At 37.5% G+C, this 20,882-nt stretch carries 22 protein-coding genes; 6 read left to right on the forward strand and 16 right to left on the reverse strand.

The window, feature by feature from the left end; all coding sequences use genetic code 11:
- Nucleotides 1–124: 124 nt before the first annotated feature.
- The 10 genes from D0T85_RS02940 to dnaK all read right to left on the reverse strand — a co-directional run bounded on the left by D0T85_RS02940 (nucleotide 125) and on the right by dnaK (nucleotide 9,754).
- Entirely contained in the window at nucleotides 125–1,408 is a 1,284-nt protein-coding gene (locus tag D0T85_RS02940; protein WP_163210082.1) for a type II toxin-antitoxin system HipA family toxin, read from the reverse strand.
- Nucleotides 1,392–1,718, reverse strand: coding sequence for a helix-turn-helix domain-containing protein (locus tag D0T85_RS02945; protein ID WP_163210084.1), 327 nt, complete (start codon nucleotides 1,716–1,718; stop codon nucleotides 1,392–1,394). Before D0T85_RS02945 ends, D0T85_RS02940 begins: the two co-directional genes overlap by 17 nt.
- Before the next feature lie 62 nt (nucleotides 1,719–1,780).
- On the reverse strand, nucleotides 1,781–2,671 hold the full coding sequence (locus D0T85_RS02950; RefSeq protein WP_163210086.1) for a toprim domain-containing protein: 891 nt from the start codon (nucleotides 2,669–2,671) through the stop codon (nucleotides 1,781–1,783).
- Between the two features lie 83 nt (nucleotides 2,672–2,754).
- Nucleotides 2,755–3,822: an AAA family ATPase gene (locus D0T85_RS02955; protein ID WP_163210088.1), complete on the reverse strand. Its 1,068-nt coding sequence runs from the start codon at nucleotides 3,820–3,822 to the stop codon at nucleotides 2,755–2,757.
- Between the two features lie 115 nt (nucleotides 3,823–3,937).
- Entirely contained in the window at nucleotides 3,938–4,264 is a 327-nt protein-coding gene (locus tag D0T85_RS02960; RefSeq protein ID WP_163210090.1) for a helix-turn-helix domain-containing protein, read from the reverse strand.
- Nucleotides 4,265–4,573: 309 nt separating this feature from the next.
- On the reverse strand, nucleotides 4,574–4,927 hold the full coding sequence (locus D0T85_RS02965; protein WP_239060627.1) for an AlpA family transcriptional regulator: 354 nt from the start codon (nucleotides 4,925–4,927) through the stop codon (nucleotides 4,574–4,576).
- A 127-nt stretch (nucleotides 4,928–5,054) separates the two neighbouring features.
- Nucleotides 5,055–5,444: a helix-turn-helix domain-containing protein gene (locus D0T85_RS02970; protein ID WP_163210092.1), complete on the reverse strand. Its 390-nt coding sequence runs from the start codon at nucleotides 5,442–5,444 to the stop codon at nucleotides 5,055–5,057.
- A 341-nt stretch (nucleotides 5,445–5,785) separates the two neighbouring features.
- The gene (locus tag D0T85_RS02975; protein ID WP_163210094.1) at nucleotides 5,786–7,054 is read right to left on the reverse strand and encodes a site-specific integrase; all 1,269 of its coding nucleotides are present in this window, start codon (nucleotides 7,052–7,054) and stop codon (nucleotides 5,786–5,788) included.
- 8 nt (nucleotides 7,055–7,062) lie between these two features.
- A complete protein-coding gene (locus tag D0T85_RS02980; RefSeq protein WP_163210096.1) occupies nucleotides 7,063–7,611 on the reverse strand; it encodes a helix-turn-helix domain-containing protein in 549 nt (182 codons plus the stop codon).
- A 229-nt stretch (nucleotides 7,612–7,840) separates the two neighbouring features.
- Nucleotides 7,841–9,754 carry a molecular chaperone DnaK gene (gene dnaK / locus D0T85_RS02985; protein ID WP_163210098.1) on the reverse strand — a complete coding sequence of 638 codons (1,914 nt, stop codon included), beginning with the start codon at nucleotides 9,752–9,754 and terminating at the stop codon, nucleotides 7,841–7,843.
- A 287-nt stretch (nucleotides 9,755–10,041) separates the two neighbouring features.
- On the opposite strand from dnaK, the gene D0T85_RS02990 reads away from it, so the two are divergent.
- Entirely contained in the window at nucleotides 10,042–10,467 is a 426-nt protein-coding gene (locus D0T85_RS02990) for an HIT family protein (RefSeq protein WP_163210100.1), read from the forward strand.
- A gap of 112 nt (nucleotides 10,468–10,579) precedes the next feature.
- Here D0T85_RS02990 and D0T85_RS02995 read toward each other — a convergent pair whose 3' ends face one another.
- The 4 genes from D0T85_RS02995 to D0T85_RS03010 form a co-directional block, all read right to left on the reverse strand.
- The gene (locus tag D0T85_RS02995; RefSeq protein ID WP_163210102.1) at nucleotides 10,580–10,993 is read right to left on the reverse strand and encodes an RNA-binding S4 domain-containing protein; all 414 of its coding nucleotides are present in this window, start codon (nucleotides 10,991–10,993) and stop codon (nucleotides 10,580–10,582) included.
- An 88-nt stretch (nucleotides 10,994–11,081) separates the two neighbouring features.
- Complete coding sequence (gene pth, locus D0T85_RS03000) at nucleotides 11,082–11,645, reverse strand: aminoacyl-tRNA hydrolase (protein ID WP_163210104.1); 564 nt, start codon at nucleotides 11,643–11,645, stop codon at nucleotides 11,082–11,084.
- Nucleotides 11,646–11,746: 101 nt separating this feature from the next.
- Nucleotides 11,747–12,346 (reverse strand): 50S ribosomal protein L25/general stress protein Ctc, encoded by a 600-nt coding sequence (locus D0T85_RS03005; RefSeq protein ID WP_163210106.1) that lies wholly within the window; start codon nucleotides 12,344–12,346, stop codon nucleotides 11,747–11,749.
- 215 nt (nucleotides 12,347–12,561) lie between these two features.
- Nucleotides 12,562–12,960 (reverse strand): DUF3276 family protein, encoded by a 399-nt coding sequence (locus tag D0T85_RS03010; RefSeq protein ID WP_163210108.1) that lies wholly within the window; start codon nucleotides 12,958–12,960, stop codon nucleotides 12,562–12,564.
- 169 nt (nucleotides 12,961–13,129) lie between these two features.
- On the opposite strand from D0T85_RS03010, the gene nusB reads away from it, so the two are divergent.
- From nusB to D0T85_RS03035, 5 genes are all read left to right on the forward strand, one after another.
- A complete protein-coding gene (gene nusB / locus D0T85_RS03015; RefSeq protein WP_163210110.1) occupies nucleotides 13,130–14,056 on the forward strand; it encodes a transcription antitermination factor NusB in 927 nt (308 codons plus the stop codon).
- A 16-nt stretch (nucleotides 14,057–14,072) separates the two neighbouring features.
- Nucleotides 14,073–14,402: a preprotein translocase subunit YajC gene (gene yajC, locus D0T85_RS03020; protein ID WP_163210112.1), complete on the forward strand. Its 330-nt coding sequence runs from the start codon at nucleotides 14,073–14,075 to the stop codon at nucleotides 14,400–14,402.
- Between the two features lie 15 nt (nucleotides 14,403–14,417).
- On the forward strand, nucleotides 14,418–15,422 hold the full coding sequence (locus D0T85_RS03025) for a CdaR family protein (RefSeq protein ID WP_163210115.1): 1,005 nt from the start codon (nucleotides 14,418–14,420) through the stop codon (nucleotides 15,420–15,422).
- Nucleotides 15,422–16,009, forward strand: a complete 588-nt coding sequence (gene coaE / locus D0T85_RS03030) for a dephospho-CoA kinase (protein WP_163210117.1) — start codon at nucleotides 15,422–15,424, stop codon at nucleotides 16,007–16,009. Before D0T85_RS03025 ends, coaE begins: the two co-directional genes overlap by 1 nt.
- Nucleotides 16,010–16,100: 91 nt before the next feature.
- Complete coding sequence (locus D0T85_RS03035; protein ID WP_163210119.1) at nucleotides 16,101–16,535, forward strand: DUF5606 domain-containing protein; 435 nt, start codon at nucleotides 16,101–16,103, stop codon at nucleotides 16,533–16,535.
- Nucleotides 16,536–17,317: 782 nt separating this feature from the next.
- On the opposite strand, the gene D0T85_RS03040 is transcribed toward D0T85_RS03035, so the two are convergent.
- Nucleotides 17,318–18,094, reverse strand: a complete 777-nt coding sequence (locus tag D0T85_RS03040; RefSeq protein ID WP_163210121.1) for a hypothetical protein — start codon at nucleotides 18,092–18,094, stop codon at nucleotides 17,318–17,320.
- 116 nt (nucleotides 18,095–18,210) lie between these two features.
- Nucleotides 18,211–20,802, reverse strand: coding sequence for an ATP-dependent chaperone ClpB (clpB, locus tag D0T85_RS03045; RefSeq protein ID WP_163210123.1), 2,592 nt, complete (start codon nucleotides 20,800–20,802; stop codon nucleotides 18,211–18,213).
- Between the last annotated feature and the right edge of the window lie 80 nt (nucleotides 20,803–20,882).

Here is a 20,882-nt window from a genome sequence, read left to right on the forward strand (position 1 = left end):
TTAAAAAACACGTGAAAATTATTCCGATTTTTTTCCATAAAAGTAGTTGGTCTTGTTCAATAAATTGGCTGGCCGCCGTATTTTACCCTTTATTTGCTAAGGAACTTCATCGATGGTATCTCTGTCACGACATTCCTGATAATACCTCAATGCGATAATTTACTTCCTCTTTTATTTGGTGGCTCCAATAGCCATCAATCCCCGCCAGTTGTGCATATCGCGGGTAGTCGCTGACAACACTGATTGCCTTTTCTATGAGGGAATCGGCACTTTTTATATTGTATTTTTTAGCTACCTCAAGCAAATCACCACGTTCAATACTAGAGTTTTTGTTGTTTATGGTCATGCAATGACGGTTTACATATCCCGGTGCAGACGGATCGACCGAAAATGTGAAATCATACGTGGGAGTAATATGCCATACTCCGTCTTGCCCCATCATAAAGCTGAAATTTTTATTGTGGTCATCCACATTCCCTCCAAGCACATTCATGGCCATGGACAGGAATAACTGCTGCATTTCCGCCGGTACGATGCCGATACGACCAGCAGTGTCAAACAGAGACTCATAACTGTCCGCTGTCGGTTTCATTGCTGCCAAAGTCTGGATATGAATTTTCTCATTTCCCTTACGGTCAAACCGCTCGGTAAGAAAATGTACTTCCTTTTCACCCTCAACAAGCATCGATGGCATCATTTTCACCCCTGCGTCCTGGGCCATCAGATAATAACTGTATTCAATACGTGTTGTCGGCAGATCAAGATGCTCATCAAACTTGATAATCATCGGGGTAAAACCAGGTGCGGGGGCACTTACCTGTCCCGAATAACACTCATTAGTTTCCGTATTCACATGAATGATCGCTTTTGCCCTACGACCGCCGGCAGATGTCCCCACCTTGAACAGGCTTTCAATCATCAAGTCAGGTTGCATCTCTGCCTTAAAATCCTTAGCCTCGTTCAAGGCGGCACAGGCAAGCCTGTACAAGTCGGCAATCTCTACTTTGAACGGCTTCTCCATTTCTTCAGCGGCAGGAGGTATAAACTCCAGAGCCCCCATTCCTCGCCTACCGATGTATGCCAGGCGGTCAAGTGATGACAGGTCACGAGATTTTATATGATGCACTTTGGCCCATTCATTGAATACTCTATTTCCCCAATGATCAGGTAGTGAATCGGCTATAAAAGAGGGCAAACCACCAAAGATTTTATCATCCTCTCCATAAACAGGCAGCCCATGTTGAGCGGATACACCATTTATTGGGGCTTTCAATGGAGCGATATCATAACCACCCTTTATAAAGTCACTGTCGAAATAGAAGCTTACCTTTTCTGTATATCTCTCCTTATAGGCTACTAATGTACCCACTTTCCGATTCCATAAAAACACATCAAGATTTTGTATCATTATCGTTCCTCCTTACTCTTTTGGGAATGAGTTTGTTTATTTTTTTTAGTGCCATTGGCGGCATGGGCAACTCAGGCAGTAAATCACTTATACGTTGCTCCATGCCGATTATCCGCAACAGTGATATGAAATTATTCAGGGTCATGTTCTGATTGACACCCTGTTCAAAATGGCTTATTGTAGCAAGGCTCACACCGGATTTCTCCGCCATTTCCTTTTGGCTCATCCGCGCAGCAAGCCTGTACTCCTTTATGCGTTTCGCTAAAAGTAGCATAATATCTTGGTTGGTAATATAGTTTGTATTATTCATATATGGTATAATATTACTATTTAATTGCAAATTAAATAAATAATATCCATATATTACTACTATTATGGAAATTTCTTCTTATCCCGTAAGAAGTCATTCAGATCCTTATAGAGCGGATACGCTGCAAATATATCGCATACTTTACCACCCAACAATTCCTGCAAAGTATCCACAACCCGTCTTCCGGCATCATCATTATCAAGATAACAATGAATGACTTCATATTTTTTGATTGGTTCGATGACCCTGCTGACATTGCTTACCGAGTTCAGAACTATATAATCCATAGATTCGCTGCCTTCAGCTATTCTTCCCAGTTTTACTAAAGTCAGATAGGAAAGATAATCCATAAAACCTTCAAACAGGCAACAATAGCCACCTCTTGACCTCTCCAATTTTCGGATGATGGATATATCTTTGGGTGCAATACATCCTTTAAAATAAGGATTACGGATTTCATAGCCACCGGCTATATTCGGAAAAGCAACAGCAAAATATCCTTTTTTATTACAGGTATAATGGATTTCCTTACATTCGCGTTCTCCAATATCCAGATTGATACTGCGAGATTGCAGGTATGATTTCAATGCTCCATGATTCAAGTCCACCACTTTTACATTTCTGAACTGATCTGTTAGCCGTTCTCCATACTGAGATATTGGTGTTCGTATACGGGGAGCCAGTGCCGGCGCCGCATTCTCTATAAGTTTGAGCAGCCGGGACACATCTTTTGATTTGTAGAGCAGTTCTGCCAAATCAATGATATCACCACTTTGAGCCGTTCCAAAGTCATACCATAGATTTTTATCTTTATTGACTTTGAATGACGGTGTTCTGTCTTCCCGATAAGGGGCATGATACCATGCCGACTTAGCCGACTCTTTTGTGGATGAAAAGCCAATGGCTCTCAGATAGTCCACCAGGTCAATCTGTTTTATTTGAGCGATATTCATATCTTCCTTTGGAATTTAAGCGGTTCGACATTGATTTATCATATATAGCCCCGGAGTAAACTAAACTTGTTTCTATTCGATATTCACCCCTCATTCTCAAAGGCTTTAGGGTCGTAAGAGTAAGTCTTATCCTTTTTGGTTATTACCCCTTTCCCCATCAGGAATTTGTTCAGCTCCACGCACACATTCCGTCCTCGTTTATAACCAATAGTCTCATAACCTTTTTGCAGAGCTTTGAGCATATTCTCATACCCGACAATTACCCCTTCCGAAAACACACTTTCCAATGCACTCACATGCTGCTCTTCCGTCAATACTTCAAAGAGAGGTTTGCGTTCCGTCTCAAACGCATAATTATCTACTAATTCCGGCAATGCTTCACTATTGATTTTAAATGCGAACGGAGTAAATTCTTTCTCCCGGATATGCATGGCCTTTACTTGACTTATACTGCTGTCAAATGGACTTTTCGTAACTTGGAGTATTGTTTCAGCCTTATTATTCAGTTCTGTTCCTATGTGCCCACGGGTATTATCATCACCTTTATTAAGATGCAGCACCGTATGGATATGCAAGTCATGCATACTAGACCACCGCATCAGGTCATTGATAAGTTCTACCGACTCACTGGGATTGTTGATGTCGTACATGAGATCACGAATCCCATCAATCACCACGAACCCGATATTTGGGTCTGTATCCAGTGCAAGGTTAATGATCTGCCTTCTGTGTTTGGGTGAATACTCTCGTAACATAAAAAACTCCAGTCGTTCATTCTCACGATCAGTAGGCATTCCGGCCAAAGTCAGTATCCGTTCCAATACCTTGTGACAATGACACTTGCTCTGTTCTGTATCTACATATAGAACTTTATGCTTTTCTTTCGGTAAAATTGCCTTGTAGCGTAGCACCTCTTCACCAGACAGTGCAGAAGCCACAATAGCCGACACGTTGAAAGTTTTCTTGCTCTTCGGTTTTCCGGTCGATGCACTGAAGTTTCCTAGCGTAGCAATGGTAATACCATCTACTTGTACTATCTCCGGTGGGTAAGCATAAACATCTGTTACTCTGAGTCGGATAAACTCCAAAATCTGCTCAAAGGCACTTTCGTCTATATCTTCACCCAAACTTATCTTTTTGTTCTCAATCATATTTTGCAGCCTTTTCTTTTTGAATCAATCGTTTATTTTTAATTGCATTATATCCGACCTTTAACTCTATCAGAGATTCAGTTAGAATAATATAATCCATGTGTTCATCTCTTATTTATGTTTTGAAGTCCATTACGCCTTCTTCCTCGCTTCCATTTTCTAAAGGGTTCTGACACATCCATTCATCCAGCTCCTGTTTACTGAAATAAATCAGCTTTCCCGTTGGTTTATAATAGGGTATGCCACCACTTCTTGTCAACTTGTAAAGCTGGCTATTAGACAAGGAAAGATACTCACGCGCTTCCTTAAAATTGAGTGTATCTTTAATGCAATAGAGAGCATTCTCTATTTTTTCCATTCGTGTAATAATATAACTTAGCTTTAATAAGCAGGTGGAGCATACAGTAGAATCTCCGACCTCTTCCACATTTTTCTTTTTCATTGCTACTACTTAAATTCTTTTTTTTGATTATGCCATTAATAAAGGAATAATAAAAGCATCAATACCAGCATCAGGAATATACAATCTCCCAAAAATGATCTTATAAAACGAAATACATTTTCTTCTTTAGAAAAATTCATTTCATAAAGATGAAATAAAAGCGAGCCGATAATCAGCAAAAGCACACCCATCAATAGATATGGTAAGTAAGATACCACCATTATTAAGGACTCATGTATTTGTTCTATATCGTTTGTATAATGCACACTGCTCATTGATAAACTGTTAAAAAATAAATTCTTTATCTATTCATATCCCTTTGTTTACCGTTACCTTGGCAGGATTCTGTTTTACCCATTCCAGAAGCTCACTCCTATAAAAATAGATAGCCTTTCCACCTGGTTTATAGTGAGGTATAGCCAAGGTCCTGGTCAACTTATAAAGTTGACTTTTGGAAGCATTAAGAAAGTCACTGGCTTCATTCAATGAAAGAATTTCCTTTGTCATAAAAAGGTGATCCTCTATATATTTTATCCGTTTTAGAAGAATCTCTATGGAACCCAGTTGTCCTATTATATCCTCCAATTGCTTTACACGTTCTGTAAGCCTAAGCTGAATCATATTTATAGAATCTGGATCTCTCATTGGTTCTATTTGTTCCATCTGTTGTTATTTTTTAATTGATTTAATCTTTGTTATATGGTGACCGGTTACGAAGGGCAAAATTAAAACACTATCAAATAAAGATTACAAGATCAACATTGATACTTAGCTATTATCAAGCATACTATCAGGGGTTTCCTTTATTATATAATGACTTCTTTGCTATTTTTTTAGACAGAATATACTGCTTCACATCTTCATTAAGTTCTTTATCCGATTTATTCTTATCGCCCAAAAGCCATGCATCAATCTCTGATTTAAGAAATCGAATATGCTTCCCGTTTTTATGAAAAGGAATTTTCATTGTACTGGTCCATCCATATACCGTCTGCTCAGCTGGATGATTAGGTAGATAGGCACACAAGTCTTGCAAATTAAGCCACTTGTCCGACTCTTGAGTTGGAGTCACATGCTGATTCCTCATGCCGTCAATTTTCTGACTCAGTTCTGTTAGTTTGTTCATCATCCATGATATTGCTCTTGGCAAATCCTCAAATTTAATATCTTCTTCATCCATGACTGTATAGATTTTCATTGCTATAATTATCGTTGATTATCTTGATTTCACCGCAAAAGAACACAAAAGAGTAATGCTGATTTGCTACTGATTAATACCAACATCGTTAGCATATTCGAATCATCACCTCTATTTTTTTTAAAACATTAATATCCAACGAATATTTAAAATGTTAAATCTATTAATGGCGCACTATAATGATTTATATCATAAGCCGCCATTAGCCTTTCATCGTATTTTCATTATCACGATAGATAAACAAGGATAGAAAAAGCTAATAAAAAAAGCCATTCACAACTTTAAGTATGAATGGCTCTATTTTAAATTAAAATCTATATTCTTCAGTCTTTTATTTTATCTACATCCACATTTAAATGGATTGCCTCTGTTGCTTTGTTTTTCTTTTCGTCAACAACCTTACCGTAAATCTGAGTAGTTTTCACATTAGTATGCCCCAACATCTTACTGAGTGTATAAATATCTGTGCCTCCTGCCAATTGCAAAGTAGCATAAGTATGTCGAAAGCAATGAAAAGTAATGTTCCTTGTGATACCAGCAGATTTGATCCATTGTTTCAAAGGTCTGGAAATCCAGGACGGATCCGGCAAATCTGAGAAGACCAGATACTCCGGCTTTCGTGGCTCACCACATAATTTATAAGCCTGTTCTGATATCGGCATATATTCCACACCTTTAGTCTTCTGTTGCGTAAAATTCAACCTATACTCTTCACCATCTTTTTGTATTTCTTCCCATTTCAGTTTTTGAATATCGCAATGGCGAAGACCGGTAAGTGCAGAAAACAGTGCAGCTCGTTTCATAACAAGCTTATCACACGGAGTAATCGCCAGCCTATTCAATTCCTCTGCCGTCAAGTATTCGCGTCGACTTTCTTGCCCTCTTATACCTTTTGACTTAGATGCCAAATCTATCGTCAGATAACCATCAACAAACGCCTGTTTCAAGGCAGCTTTAAAAATAGAAAAGTAAGTAGAAGCCGTATTTAAAGAAATGATTCCACTCTTATTTCCACCCTGTGGTGCAGTGATAAGGAATCTTTTGAATTCTTCAATCAAATGAATATCCATTTGGGCAAAAAGTATAGCATCACCTTGGATAAAAATCTTAAGCAGTTCATAAACCCTTTCCCAGTTTACGACAATGGATTCAGAGCTCGTCTTGTGTCGCCGAGTACTTTCTTGTTTAAAATACTCGATGAAGTTACACTGAAAACGTTCGTTTTGTTCCGCCTGAGCAGCTTCAGCGTCTGTAAAAAGAAAAGCATTGTCATATTCTCTTTGGCGGATATCTCTGATTTTGTCAGCATATACACAAGTTTGCTGGTCTACGTTTGACTTACACTGAATAATACCATTCACATCACGCTTCGGTTTATAAGAAACTGTACCGTCAGAACCAGTACGAGCTTTCCTGCTTTTATTCCATAAAGGAGTAGATATGGATCGATTGATATATTCACGAATACGTGCAGGCTTTTTGCTACCTTGTTCATACACGGGGTAAGCTTCAAGATACAGATGCCACACTTCATAGTTCGCAGACTTACGAAGCTTGACAGAAACACGAGTGTGATCAAATGCTTTTTTCATATCCTACATTATTTATATAAGTCATCAATTTCAGATTTTGGCACATATACATAGTTTCCTATCTGACGAGTAGGAATGCTATACTTGCGAATATGCAGATAAACGGTACTATCATCCATATGGAACTTCTCTGCAATCTCACCAATAGTATAGCAATTTTCCGGCTCCATATTATAAAGTTTCGGTAATCGCTTTACATCATTGTTTGCAAAATTCCGCTTAGGAAAACACTCATCTAATTCTTGTCGTCTAATCCTAATAAGATGCTTTCCTAAATTAATGCTCGGTATCTTTCCACTACGTATATATTGGTAAAGGGATGTTCTTCCAACCAAATATATAGCCATAGCTTCTTTGACCGTAATATACTCACGTGCATCATCTACATTCTCTGCTATTTTGCTTAAGACTTCATTCTTCAACACTTCCGCTTTACGGCGTTTATAAGCTTTCTGAGTACACTTATTGCAGCAATACCTGGACTCTATCGTCTTTGCAAGAAATGGCATTCCGCACACCTCACAACGTCTTTCTATTTGAAATTTAGCTTTGGCCATATCATCATTACTTTAGTCTAATTATGCACATATCTGGAGATACGTATCATATTGTACAATATTATCACTCTTTTCGTACAGATACAAATAAGGTACAAATATAAGCGAAATATGCGAATATAACAATACATATAACAAAATATATAAAACAGAAAATGGGGCATAACTCATTGAGTTACACCCCATTTATTTATTTATAGCTATCGTTACTTATCGATAATTACCCACCTTATTTGACTTCTTCGAAATCCGCATCCTGAATATTCTCGCCCTCATTAGCACCTGTACTTCCACCTTGAGCGCCAGCATTCATATCCGGACCTGCTTGTGCACCACCTTGAGCACCGCTTTGTGCATACATTTCAGCACTTGCAGCTTGAAATGCAGCATTTACCTCTGCCATAGCAGTATCAACAGCAGCAATATCCTGAGCTTTATGAGCATCTTTCAGTTTATTCAAAGCAGCTTCAATCGGAGCTTTTTTGTCAGCTGATAATTTATCACCCAGTTCATTCAATTGAGTTTCTGTTTGGAATATCACGCTATCAGCTTGATTCAGCTTATCAATTTTTTCGCGTTCTTTCTTATCTGCTTCGGCATTTGCTTCGGCTTCGGCTTTCATCTTTTCGATTTCTTCTTTGCTTAAACCGCTTGAAGCTTCGATACGAATTGTTTGTTCTTTACCAGTAGCTTTATCTTTTGCCGATACTTTCAAGATACCATTGGCATCAATATCGAAAGCAACTTCAATTTGAGGAACACCACGACGTGCCGGAGCAATACCTGATAAGTTGAACTGACCAATTGATTTATTCTGGCTTGCCATCGGACGCTCACCCTGAAGAACATGAATTGTTACCTCCGACTGATTATCGGCAGCAGTTGAGAATGTTTCAGTTTTACGAGCAGGAATTGTAGTGTTAGCATCAATCATCTTAGTCATTACACCACCCAAAGTTTCAATACCCATTGAAAGTGGAGTAACATCAAGAAGAACTACACCTTTAATTTCGTCTGTTAAAACAGCACCCTGAACGGCAGCACCAACTGCAACCACTTCGTCTGGATTTACACCTTTTGAAGGAGCTTTACCAAAGAAATCTTCAACTAATTTCTGTACAGCAGGTATACGTGAAGAACCACCTACAAGAATAACTTCGTCGATATCTGAGTTGCCTAATCCAGCATCGCTCATTGCTTTTTTACATGGTTCAAGACAAGCCTGAATCAAACTGTGAGACAATGATTCGAATTTTGCACGAGTTAATGTTTTAACCAAGTGCTTTGGCACACCGTCAACCGGCATAATGTATGGCAAGTTGATTTCTGTTGTTGTTGAAGAAGAAAGCTCAATCTTAGCTTTTTCGGCAGCTTCTTTCAAACGTTGCAATGCCATAGGATCTTTAGTTAGATCAGCACCTTCGTCGTTTTTGAATTCTTCTGCCAACCAGTTGATAATCACCTGGTCAAAGTCGTCACCACCAAGGTGAGTATCACCATTAGTAGAAAGAACTTCGAACACACCGCCACCAAATTCAAGAATAGAAATATCGAATGTACCACCACCAAGGTCGAATACAGCAATCTTCATATCTTTATGGGCTTTATCAAGACCATAAGCCAAAGCTGCTGCTGTTGGTTCGTTTACAATACGTTTTACTTCCAATCCGGCAATCTGACCGGCTTCTTTTGTTGCCTGACGCTGTGAATCGGAGAAGTATGCAGGTACAGTAATTACTGCTTCTGTAACTTCCTGTCCAAGATAATCTTCGGCAGTTTTCTTCATTTTTTGAAGAATCATTGCAGAAATTTCTTGTGGAGTATATAAACGTCCGTCGATATCTACACGAGGCATGTTATTTTGTTCTACTACCTTGTAAGGAACACGGGATACTTCTTTTTGTACCTGTTGCCAGTTTTCGCCCATGAAACGTTTGATAGAAAAGATTGTTCTGGTTGGATTAGTAATAGCCTGACGTTTAGCAGGATCACCTACTTTACGTTCGCCACCATCCACAAAAGCTACGATTGAAGGAGTTGTACGTTTACCTTCGCTATTGGCAATAACTACAGGTTCGTTACCTTCGAATACAGAAACACAAGAGTTTGTAGTTCCTAAGTCAATTCCAATTATTTTTCCCATAATTTTTCTTTATATTTATTATTTTGTTTTATTTAAATTCCGAATTGTGTCTGTATTAAATAACACTTGGTTTTTATTTAAGTTCATACAGACGACCATAGAAAAACAAACCTTGTGCCAACAATTAATTTTATAAAAAAAGTGGGGTATTGACAGTCGGAACCGACTAAAAGTGACAGAACGGCAGTTGAAAGAATAATCTTTTGCCTAAAATGAACAAAAATTACACACCATTGTCTGCAATAAAAAGATATCTTTGTTCCACAATTATTTAAAAAACAAGTATTATGAAAAGTGATCCGAAAGAATGCCTATATTGTCAGAATAATGACAATCTTCACAATCTGATGATTGAAGTTGCTAAACTTAATGTTTCAAGAGTATTTATCTTTAAAGAACAAACTTATTACGGCCGCTGCCTGGTTGCTTACAATGAACATGTAAACGATTTAAATGAACTTAGCGACGATGATCGTAATGCATTTATGGCAGATGTGGTTAAGGTTACACGTGCTATGAGCAAGGTCTTCAATCCGGAAAAGATAAACTATGGAGCATATTCGGACAAGCTGTCACACCTTCATTTTCATCTTGTGCCTAAATATGTAGATGGTCCTGATTATGGTGGCACCTTCCAAATGAATCCCGGTAAAGTTTATCTTACCGACACAGAATACCAAGAGATGATCGAAAAAATAAGTAGTGAGTTGTGAGTAATGAGTAGTGAGTTTTGAGTAGTGAGTGGTGAGTTTTGAGTTACGATGCCGCAGGGCAACTCAAAACTCATTACTCAAAACTCATAACTCATTACTCATTACTCATTACTTACTCCTCAAAGTCGAATTCGAAGTTAAAATCATCCATAAATTCCGGAGATGTAAAATCTTCGAGTTCCCTGCGATCTTTTTTAGTAGGACGTCCCATTCCACGGGCACGATCTACAAATCCGCTTACTTTACTCATTTCTAGTAATTCGTATTGATCGGGAGGAGTAACATTTTCCATTACTTCAGGAACAAGCTTTGCTCCTACCCTCTTCTCAATAGCTTGAAGTACTTTAAATGAATAGGTAATAGGTGGCTTTTTAACTTGAATTATATCATCTACTTTTATCATACGTGCAGGCTTTACCTGCATACCGTTAAGAGATATTCGTCCTTTCTTGCAAGCTTCGGCAGCTATTGTACGGGTTTTAAAAATACGTGCTGCCCATAGCCATTTATCTATTCTTGCTTCCATAAAAGTATTGAGTTATGAGTATTGAGTTATGAGTTATGAGTTTACGATGCCGCATGGCAACTCAAAACTCATAACTCATAACTCAATACTATTTCTTGTTATACTTATTCATTGTTATATCAATCCCTGCCAAACAGAAACTCTTGATAATTTCGCCAGCAGTTTCCAAACGTTCGGGCATTGACTTCTGTTCTTCTATTTCAAAAGGGCTCAATACATATTGCACCTGAAAACCTCTCGGATAATCACTCCCAATACCAAAACGCAACCGGGAATATTCTTGTGTTCCTAAAATTGCAGCGATGTGTTTCAAGCCGTTATGTCCGGCATCACTACCTCTGGGTTTTAGTTGTAACCGTCCAAAAGGCAAAGCTATATCATCTACAATAACTAATACATTTTCTAAAGGTATTTGCTCCTTTTGCATATAATAGCGTACAGCGTTTCCACTGAGGTTCATAAACGTTGATGGTTTCAGCAAAATTAGCCGTCGGCCTTTTAAAGGCATATCGGCAACAAAGCCATAACGTTTATCGCTAAAAACAATATTGGACGCCTTTGCAAGGGCGTCCAATACCATAAATCCTATATTGTGACGGGTTTCATGGTACTCCGGACCAATATTACCCAATCCAACAATCAAGTATTTCATATTTTTTTAAAGAGTCAGAATTAAAAAGTCAGTAATAATTCCATCTAGCATAATCTGCATAGATACTTATTTCTTACTACTTAATTCTAAATTCTATACTATTATTTCTTAGCAGCGGCAGCGGCAGCAGCAAGACCTCTAGCAGCACGAGTCAACTTAACTGTACATACTACACTGTCTTTAGCATTCAAAAGTTCCAGGTTATCGAAAGAAAGTTCTTTAACTTGAATTGATTTACCTAAGCCCAAGCTTGCTACATTAACAGTTAATTGTTCAGGAACGTGAGCATATAAAGCTTTTACTTTTAGCTTACGCGATTGCAGTGTTAATTTACCCCCTGCTTTCACACCTTCTGCCAAACCTTCTAATTTAACAGGTACTTCAATTACGATTGGTTTATTATCGAAAACTTCAAGGAAGTCTACATGCAAAATAGTATCTTTCACTGGGTGGAACTGAATATCTTTAAGGATAGCAGTTATTTTTTTGCCATCAATATCCAAGTTTACAAGATAAATATCCGGAGTGTAAATAAGGTTACGAAGATTATCGTTTGTTACAGTGAAGTGGATATTTTCTTTTCCACCATAAATTACACAAGGTACACTTTTCTCTTTACGGATAGATTTCAATGCTCTTGCTTGTTCCGAAGAACGTTCTGCAATAGTTCTTGCAGTTCCTTTAACTTCAATTGATTTCATTTTTTAATTTTTTGTGTTACTCTAAATTAAGTTTTGCTTAATTCACCATCACACGATGCGGTATTCATCGCCATGTTGCAAAAAAGCGGCACAAAGGTACCGCTTTCTTTTATATTATCAAAGTTTTTTTAGTAGTTAGTAGTTAGAAGTTAGTAGCTAGTAGTTAAAACGCGTATAATTCTTACTTCTTAATTCTTACTACTTTATTCTTGATTCTATTCAAAATCTATATCAATATCTATTTCGTTTTTCAAAACGCTTTCACTTTCTACCCCGGCAAGTGCAACTGCCAATGCTTCTTGTTCTTTTTCCCTGAAATCATTACTCATTGGCTGTTTTTCTGAAATAAAAGCAATTGTTTCATTTAACCCGTTCACAAATTTCTCAAAGTCTTCTTTATACAAAAAAATCTTGTGTTTTTCAAAGCTTACCTGTGATGTTTCTCCTTCGCCCGACACTATTTTCTTGCTTTCGGTGATGGCCAAAAACAATTCATCCTTGCGGTTTTTTTTCACATCCAGGTAATAAATACGCTTGCCGGCCTTAATTGATTTGGAAAACACGATTTCTTTATCAGCTGCGTCTATTCCATTTTTCTTCTTAAAATCTTCCATATCGATTGGTTTGTTTGATAAATCGGCCTCAAATTTGGATATTTTTTTTAAACTGTCAAAAGAAAAAAGAAAGATATTGAAAATGTGACATAAAAAATGTGATTTATTCCTTGAAAATCATTTAAAATACCTACTTTTGTGCCAGATTATAACAGTTTTATTCAGGATTATGATTAACCGAGTTCTTATTCGTCTTAAGATCATACAAATAGTGTATGCTTACTATCAAAATGGAAGTAAAAATCTGGATTCTGCAGAAAAAGAATTATTCTTCAGCCTCTCGAAAGCCTACGACCTCTACAACTATTTACTCATGTTGATGATTACCATCACAAATTATGCCCAAAAACGCATCGAAACGGCAAAGGCTAAACTCGCACCCACTAAAGAAGAGTTATCTCCCAACATGAAATTTATCGAAAACAAGTTCATTGCGCAACTGGAAGTTAATAAGCAACTGGACGAGTTTATTACCAATCAAAAGAAAAGTTGGGATAACAACCAAGACTTTATAAAAGAAACCTACGAAAAGATTATCGACTCCGATATATATAAAGAATATATGGATTCGCCGGAATCTAGCTATGCCGACGACAGAGAACTTTGGAGAAAGCTATATAAAACTATAATCTTTAATAACGAATCGCTCGACCAACTTTTAGAAGATCAGAGTTTATATTGGAACGACGATAAAGAGATTGTTGATACCTTTGTGCTTAAAACAATAAAGAAATTTGAACAGAAAAAAGGAGCAAACCAACCTTTGTTACCCGAATTTAAAGACGATGAAGATAAAGAATTTGCTCGCCGGTTATTCCGTCGATCTATCCTGAACTCGGATTATTACCGACACCTGATTGCTGAAAATACTAAAAACTGGGATCTGGACAGAATTGCATTTATGGATGTTGTTATTATGCAATGTGCCTTGGCCGAAATCCTGAGTTTTCCAAACATTCCGATTAGCGTTTCGTTAAATGAGTATGTTGAGATAGCAAAGCTTTATAGCACAGCAAAAAGCGGTGGCTTTATAAATGGCACCTTAGATGGTATTGTAAATCAGCTCAAAAAAGAAGGCAAACTAACAAAAAATTAATTTAAAATTTAAAATTATGAATCTATTAACGGTACTTTTACAAACAGGTGCACAACCTGCTCCAGGAGGAGGAAGTATGATGTGGATAATGTTAATTGCGATGTTTGCAATTATGTATTTCTTCATGATTCGTCCACAAAACAAGAAGCAAAAAGAAATCGCAAATTTCCGTAAATCACTCGAAGTTAACCAAAAAGTAGTAACTGCCGGTGGCATTCATGGAAAGATTAAAGATATAAAAGAAGATTTTGTTATTCTTGAAATAGCTGACAATGTTCGTATTAAGATTGAAAAAAGCTCAATTTTAGCTAGTACCGACACACCCTCAACACCAGCTGGAAAATAATAAAAATATGTCCCTATGATTGATCGTAGGAAAGTTATATATACACTTAGAAATGTATATCAAAACATTAAGGACTCCCTGGAAAGTACAAAAGGCAGGGAGTTTTTAATTTTTCTGTTTTTCTTCTTTGTAGCCGGGGCCTTCTGGTTACTACAGACCCTTAATGATGAATACGAAACAGAAATTACTGTTCCTGTGCAACTGAAAAATGTACCCGACAATATAGTAATAACCTCCGAACCCACATCAGAACTGCACATAAAAGTAAAAGATAAAGGTACAGTATTATTAAACTATAGATTAAGCAAAAATTTCTTTCCTGTTACTCTTGATTACAATGATTACCGTGGCACAAACAACCGCGTACGTGTGTTGGCGCCCGAATACGAGAGAGAGATACAACGGCAATTAAATGCATCGACCCGGCTGTTATCAATAAATCCGGATACACTTGAATATATTTACGCAACAGGAATTGCTAAATCGGTACCTGTAAAATTCAACGGTAGGGCTGTTGCAGGAAGAGAGTATTATATTACCGATACTATTTTTTCGCCTGATTCGGTTATAGTATATGCTCCATCTTCTATATTAGATACAATTAAAGCTGCTTATATAGAAGAGGTGTTTCTGGAAGATATATCAGATACACTGAAAACAGATGCACCGCTTATTTCGATACATGGAGCCAAATTTCTTCCAAACACAACCAAACTTACCTTACCGGTGGATATATATACAGAAAAAACTGTAGAAGTACCTATTTATGGAATTAATTTCCCAGCCGATAAAGTACTCCGGACTTTTCCTTCGAAAGTACAGGTTACTTTCAAACTTGGTATCAGTCGGTATAAAGAGGTTACCGGCGATTTCCTATCAATTAATATCTCCTACAAAGACCTTATTCAACTGGGAACTGATAAATATACTGTTGAGTTGAATAATCTGCCCGAAGGGTTAAGCGTTATCCGCATAACTCCTCCACAAATTGACTTCCTAATTGAACAGGTATCAAAATAATGAGCATTAAACTAGGTATTACCGGCGGTATAGGAAGCGGAAAGACTATTGTTTCAAAGCTTCTGAATAATATGGGTGTACCTGTATATATATCTGATATTGAAGCTAAAAGATTAACAGTTAGTGATGCTAACATACGCAGCCAGCTTACATCTTTACTTGGAAAAGATATTTATATTAACAACGAATTAAATAAGCCTTTGTTGGCAAATTACCTGTTCGGCAATCGGGAGCATGCCCACATAATTAATGGAATTATTCATCCGCAGGTAAAGGAAGATTTTCGTCATTGGGCAAAAAGGTTATCCGCCCATCCGGTTATTGCCATGGAAGCAGCTATTCTTATCGAAGCAGGATTTGCTAACGAAGTTGATAAGATTGTTATGGTTTATGCCCCTCTCGACATTCGTGTTGAACGTGCAATGAAAAGAGATTCGGCAAACAAAGAGGCTGTTATACAACGTATTAAGTCGCAAATGGATGATGAAGAAAAAAGAAAAATGGCCGACTATGTTATTGTAAATGATAACAAAACTCCACTTATTCCGCAGATACTTAATTTACTAAAGACTTTAATTATTGTTTAAGAAAGTAATTTTTGGTCGTTTTACATTGCACGATTGAATAGCTAATGTTACTTTTGCCCCCGAAATTGAATAAAATTAAATTAAACACACTATGCTGAAGACTATTTTGTCTATTTCCGGTAAACCGGGATTGTATAAGCTCGTTTCGCAAGGAAAGAATATGCTTATTGTTGAATCAATATCATCCGAAAAAAAACGTTTTCCTGCTTACAGCCATGAAAAAATTATTTCGTTAGGAGATATTGCTATGTACACCGAAGAGGATGAAGTGCCTTTGAAAGATGTGCTGAATTCTATTAAAGAAAAAGAAAACGGAGAACTGATTTCTCTTGATGTAAAGAAATCCACACCCGATCAACTCCGCGCTTATTTAGCAGAGGTGCTACCTAATTTTGATCGCGATAAAGTTTATCCTACTGATATCAAGAAACTTATCTCCTGGTATAATATCCTAATTACAAACGGAATTACTGATTTCGAAACGAAAGAAGAAGAGGTAAAAGAAGAAGAAAAAACAGCTGAATAAGTATTCGGTTTATATTTTTTAGCCACGGATTGCGCGGATGACGCGGATTTTAAAACACGGATTTATTAATTTATCCGTTTTAAAATCCGCGTCATTCGTGCAATCCGTGGCTATTTTTTTATTCAAAACAGAATTTATCCTACCGGGATAGAGGCTTTGTCCTACCGGGATAAACGGTTTCTCCTACCGGGATAAAGGCTTCATCCTACCGGGACAAAACCGTTATCCTACCGGGATAAAATTGCTTTCGATAATAGAGGGTACTTTTCGGTAGAATAGTCTATACTCTTCGGTCAGATAGTCCAGAGTTTTCTACAGAATAATCTAGTTTAATCGGTGCTATATAGTAGGGCAACCTTGGTCTATATAGCAATGGTCCCTCAGTCTATATAGCAATGGACACTCGGTCTATATAGCACGAACTTCAAGATAACATACCTTCGGCATGCATTTATGCGATCTTGTGATCCCGAAGCTAAAGCAACGGGCTACCAAGATTAACAACCGTTCCGGTTGAACCATGCGGCATACTTAGAAATTGCAACTAACAAAATTCATCAAGACAATTTTGCAACAACCTCATTGATAGCTAATTACAAATATCCAGTTAGTGATAGCAGTGGTAGATAAATTTTACTATCACTGCATCTATCACTAGTATAAACAACTAATTTACAGTAGATTAAACACACTAGTGATAGCAGTGACAGCAAAATCGCGAAAAAACATTTTCTGTGTGATAACCAAAGTTAGGAAATCTTGGAAGTTTTAGGAAGTTAGAATTATTCCACTACTGTTATCTCGGTAGTAAATAATTCAATGCCATTGTTTATATTCAATTTGTATTTTCCTGCTTTTTCAGTGATAAATGTAAATGCTGTCTCTGTATATATTGGCAATGAATTATCTGTTTCTGGAATAACATCACGGTTTTTGGCAAATGTTTCAACTCTATTTTTTTGAACGAGTGTAAAACCTTTATCCGGAAAAACATCGAACATACATTCATCGTTGTTCTCGTTATTTCTAATCTGAATTTCCCATTGTTCGCCAACTTTCAAAAACACTTGGTGATTTAGTTTATAGTTTTCCCAAATAATCTTATGATTTCCTGAGTATTCTCCTCCAGAGAATATGAAGTTGGCTGTTATTATGTTATTTTTGAGTCCTATTTTTATATCTCCAGTCGAATTTTCAATATCCAAAAACCTTTCGCTAACATTACTAAATCCTATATCAATATTATCCAATTTCCCTTCAACTATTCTCTTTGCCTTTTTTTCAACACTCATAGCAAATCTGTAGTAATGAATCTCATTGTTATTTATATAATTTATGTTGATGTGATATAAATCATCAAGTGCGTTAGACTTTTTGTTAATAGCACGATAAGGCAAATCTAAAAACATACTTTGTATGAATTGAACACATTCTACTCCATTAATAAGATAACTGACTGGTTTTACAAAACCCAATTTCAAAAGATCGTCACTTCCTTGTGCACACAATAGATTACAACTCGTCATACAGACAAAAAATAAGATAAGTATGTGTTTCATTTATTATCGTTTTCTTATTGGTAAGAAAAAACTCTGCCACTCTTTTTTAAGACTGGCAGAGTTTACTGCAAAGCTAAGAATAAAATTCTTTTGTTTTGAATTATTTTACCCTTCTATCAATTTTTGAAAACCAAATTATCTTCTGTTGCATCTACCACAATCGGTTTATTCCTATCTACTTCCTGTGCAAGAAGTTTTTTCGATAAATCATTCAACAGATATCTCTGTATGGCCCTCTTAACCGGACGGGCTCCAAATTCCGGATCGTAACCTGCCTTTGAAATAAACTCAATAGCAGCATCGGTTAACTCAAGTACAACTCCATTATTTGCCAACATTTGCTGTACTCCTTCAATCTGAAGAACCACAATCTTACGGATATCTGTTTCTGTTAATGGCAAAAACATGATGGTTTCATCAATACGGTTCAAGAATTCGGGACGAATGGTTTTCTTCAACATATTCATCACTTCATTCTTGGTTTCTTCAATGATTTCCTCTTTGTTTGCACCATTTAGTTTTTCCATCTGGCTCTGGATATAGGAACTTCCCATATTAGAGGTCATGATGATAATTGTATTCTTGAAATTTACTACACGCCCCTTGTTATCAGTCAGCCTTCCATCGTCTAACACTTGCAAGAGGATATTAAACACATCCGGATGTGCCTTTTCTATTTCATCGAACAAAACAACCGAGTAAGGTTTCCTGCGGATTGCTTCCGTCAACTGTCCCCCTTCATCGTAACCTACATATCCCGGAGGTGCTCCAACAAGACGCGATACGGAATGTTTCTCCTGATATTCACTCATGTCGATACGCGTCATCATGGTTTCGTCGTCAAACAAGAATTCGGCCAATGCCTTAGCTAACTCGGTTTTACCAACTCCGGTGGTTCCCAGAAAGATAAACGAGCCGATAGGACGTTTAGGATCTTGCAAACCGGCACGACTACGACGCACCGCATCGGATACAGCTTCAATGGCTTCATCCTGACCGATTACTCTTCTGTGCAATTCCTCTTCAAGATTCAAAAGCTTATCTTTCTCACTTTGAAGCATCTTGTTTACCGGAATACCCGTCCAGCGAGATACCACGTCGGCAATATCTTCGGCATCTACTTCTTCTTTTATCATAGCAGCATCTCCCTGAAGCGCATATAACTCCTGTTGGGTTTGGTCTATTTCCTGATCTAATTGCTGCAACTTACCATAACGAATTTCGGCTACTTTTCCATAATCGCCTTCGCGTTCGGCTTTTTCGGCTTCGAACTTGAGGTTTTCAATTTCACTCTTATTCTGCTGAATCTTATTAACCAAGGTTTTCTCACTCTGCCATTTGGCTTTCAATGAGTTTTCCTGCTCCTTCAACTCAGCTATTTCTTTATTGAGTTGCTGAAGTTTTACTTCATCCTTTTCTCTTTTAATGGCTTCGCGTTCAATTTCCAGCTGAGTTATTTTACGCGTTATTTCATCCAAGCCTTCGGGAACGGAGTCTACTTCCATACGCAGTTTGGCAGCAGCCTCATCCATCAGGTCGATGGCTTTATCCGGCAAAAACCGATCGGTAATATAACGGTTACTCAACTCTACAGCTGCAATAATAGCATCGTCTTTGATACGTACTTTATGGTGAGTTTCGTATCTCTCCTTCAGTCCACGCAATATAGAGATGGTGCTCATTGTGTCGGGCTCGTTCACCATAACTGCTTGGAAACGACGTTCAAGTGCTTTGTCTTTTTCAAAATACTTTTGATACTCGTCTAACGTTGTAGCCCCAATAGCCCGCAGTTCTCCGCGTGCCAATGCAGGTTTCAATATGTTAGCGGCATCCATTGCACCTTCACCTTTTCCGGCTCCTACCAAAGTATGTATTTCGTCGATAAATAAAATGATATGTCCATCAGACTTTTGCACCTCGTTGATAACAGACTTCAATCGCTCCTCAAACTCGCCTTTATATTTGGCACCGGCTACCAAAGCACCCATATCCAAAGAATATATTTGCTTGTTTTTCAGATTTTCGGGTACATCACCACGCAGAATACGATGAGCAAGTCCCTCTACAATTGCTGTTTTACCAGTACCTGGTTCGCCTATTAAGATAGGGTTGTTTTTGGTACGGCGACTCAATATCTGTAACACCCGGCGTATTTCTTCATCACGACCTATTACCGGATCGAGTTTGCCTGTGCGGGCAGACTCATTCAGATTAACGGCATATTTCTCCAAACTTTGATAGGTATCTTCACTGGATTGTGAGGTTACTTTTTCACCCTTTCTTAATTCGGTAATGGCAGCACGAAGCTCTTTTTCGTTCATCCCGGCATCTTTCAGTATGGTTGATACTGTACTCTTTACAGTGAGCAATGCCAGCAACAAATGTTCGAGCGATACATATTCGTCGCCCATTTCTTTTGCATACTGATTTGCTTTCTGAAAAACGTCGTTGGTTTCACGTGTTAAATACGGGCTTCCATCTCCCGATACTTTAGGGAATGAATCAATCTGCTTATCAAGTACAACAGAAATCTGATTGGCATTCATGCCTAATTTCTGAAAAATAAAGTTAGTTACATTTTCGCCAACTTTCATTACACCATACAGTACATGTGCGGTTTCAATAGCTTGCTGACCTCTGGTTTGAGCAAGATTGATAGCTTCCTGTACGGCTTCTTGTGATTTAATTGTAAAATTGTTAAAGTTCATATCTGATTCTATTTAATTATTATATTAACAATATAACAGGCTCAAAAGATTTGCCATTTGGAAATTGCGGACAAATTAAC

This window comes from Bacteroides sp. 519 (assembly GCF_010500955.1).
Lineage (GTDB): Bacteria > Bacteroidota > Bacteroidia > Bacteroidales > Bacteroidaceae > Bacteroides.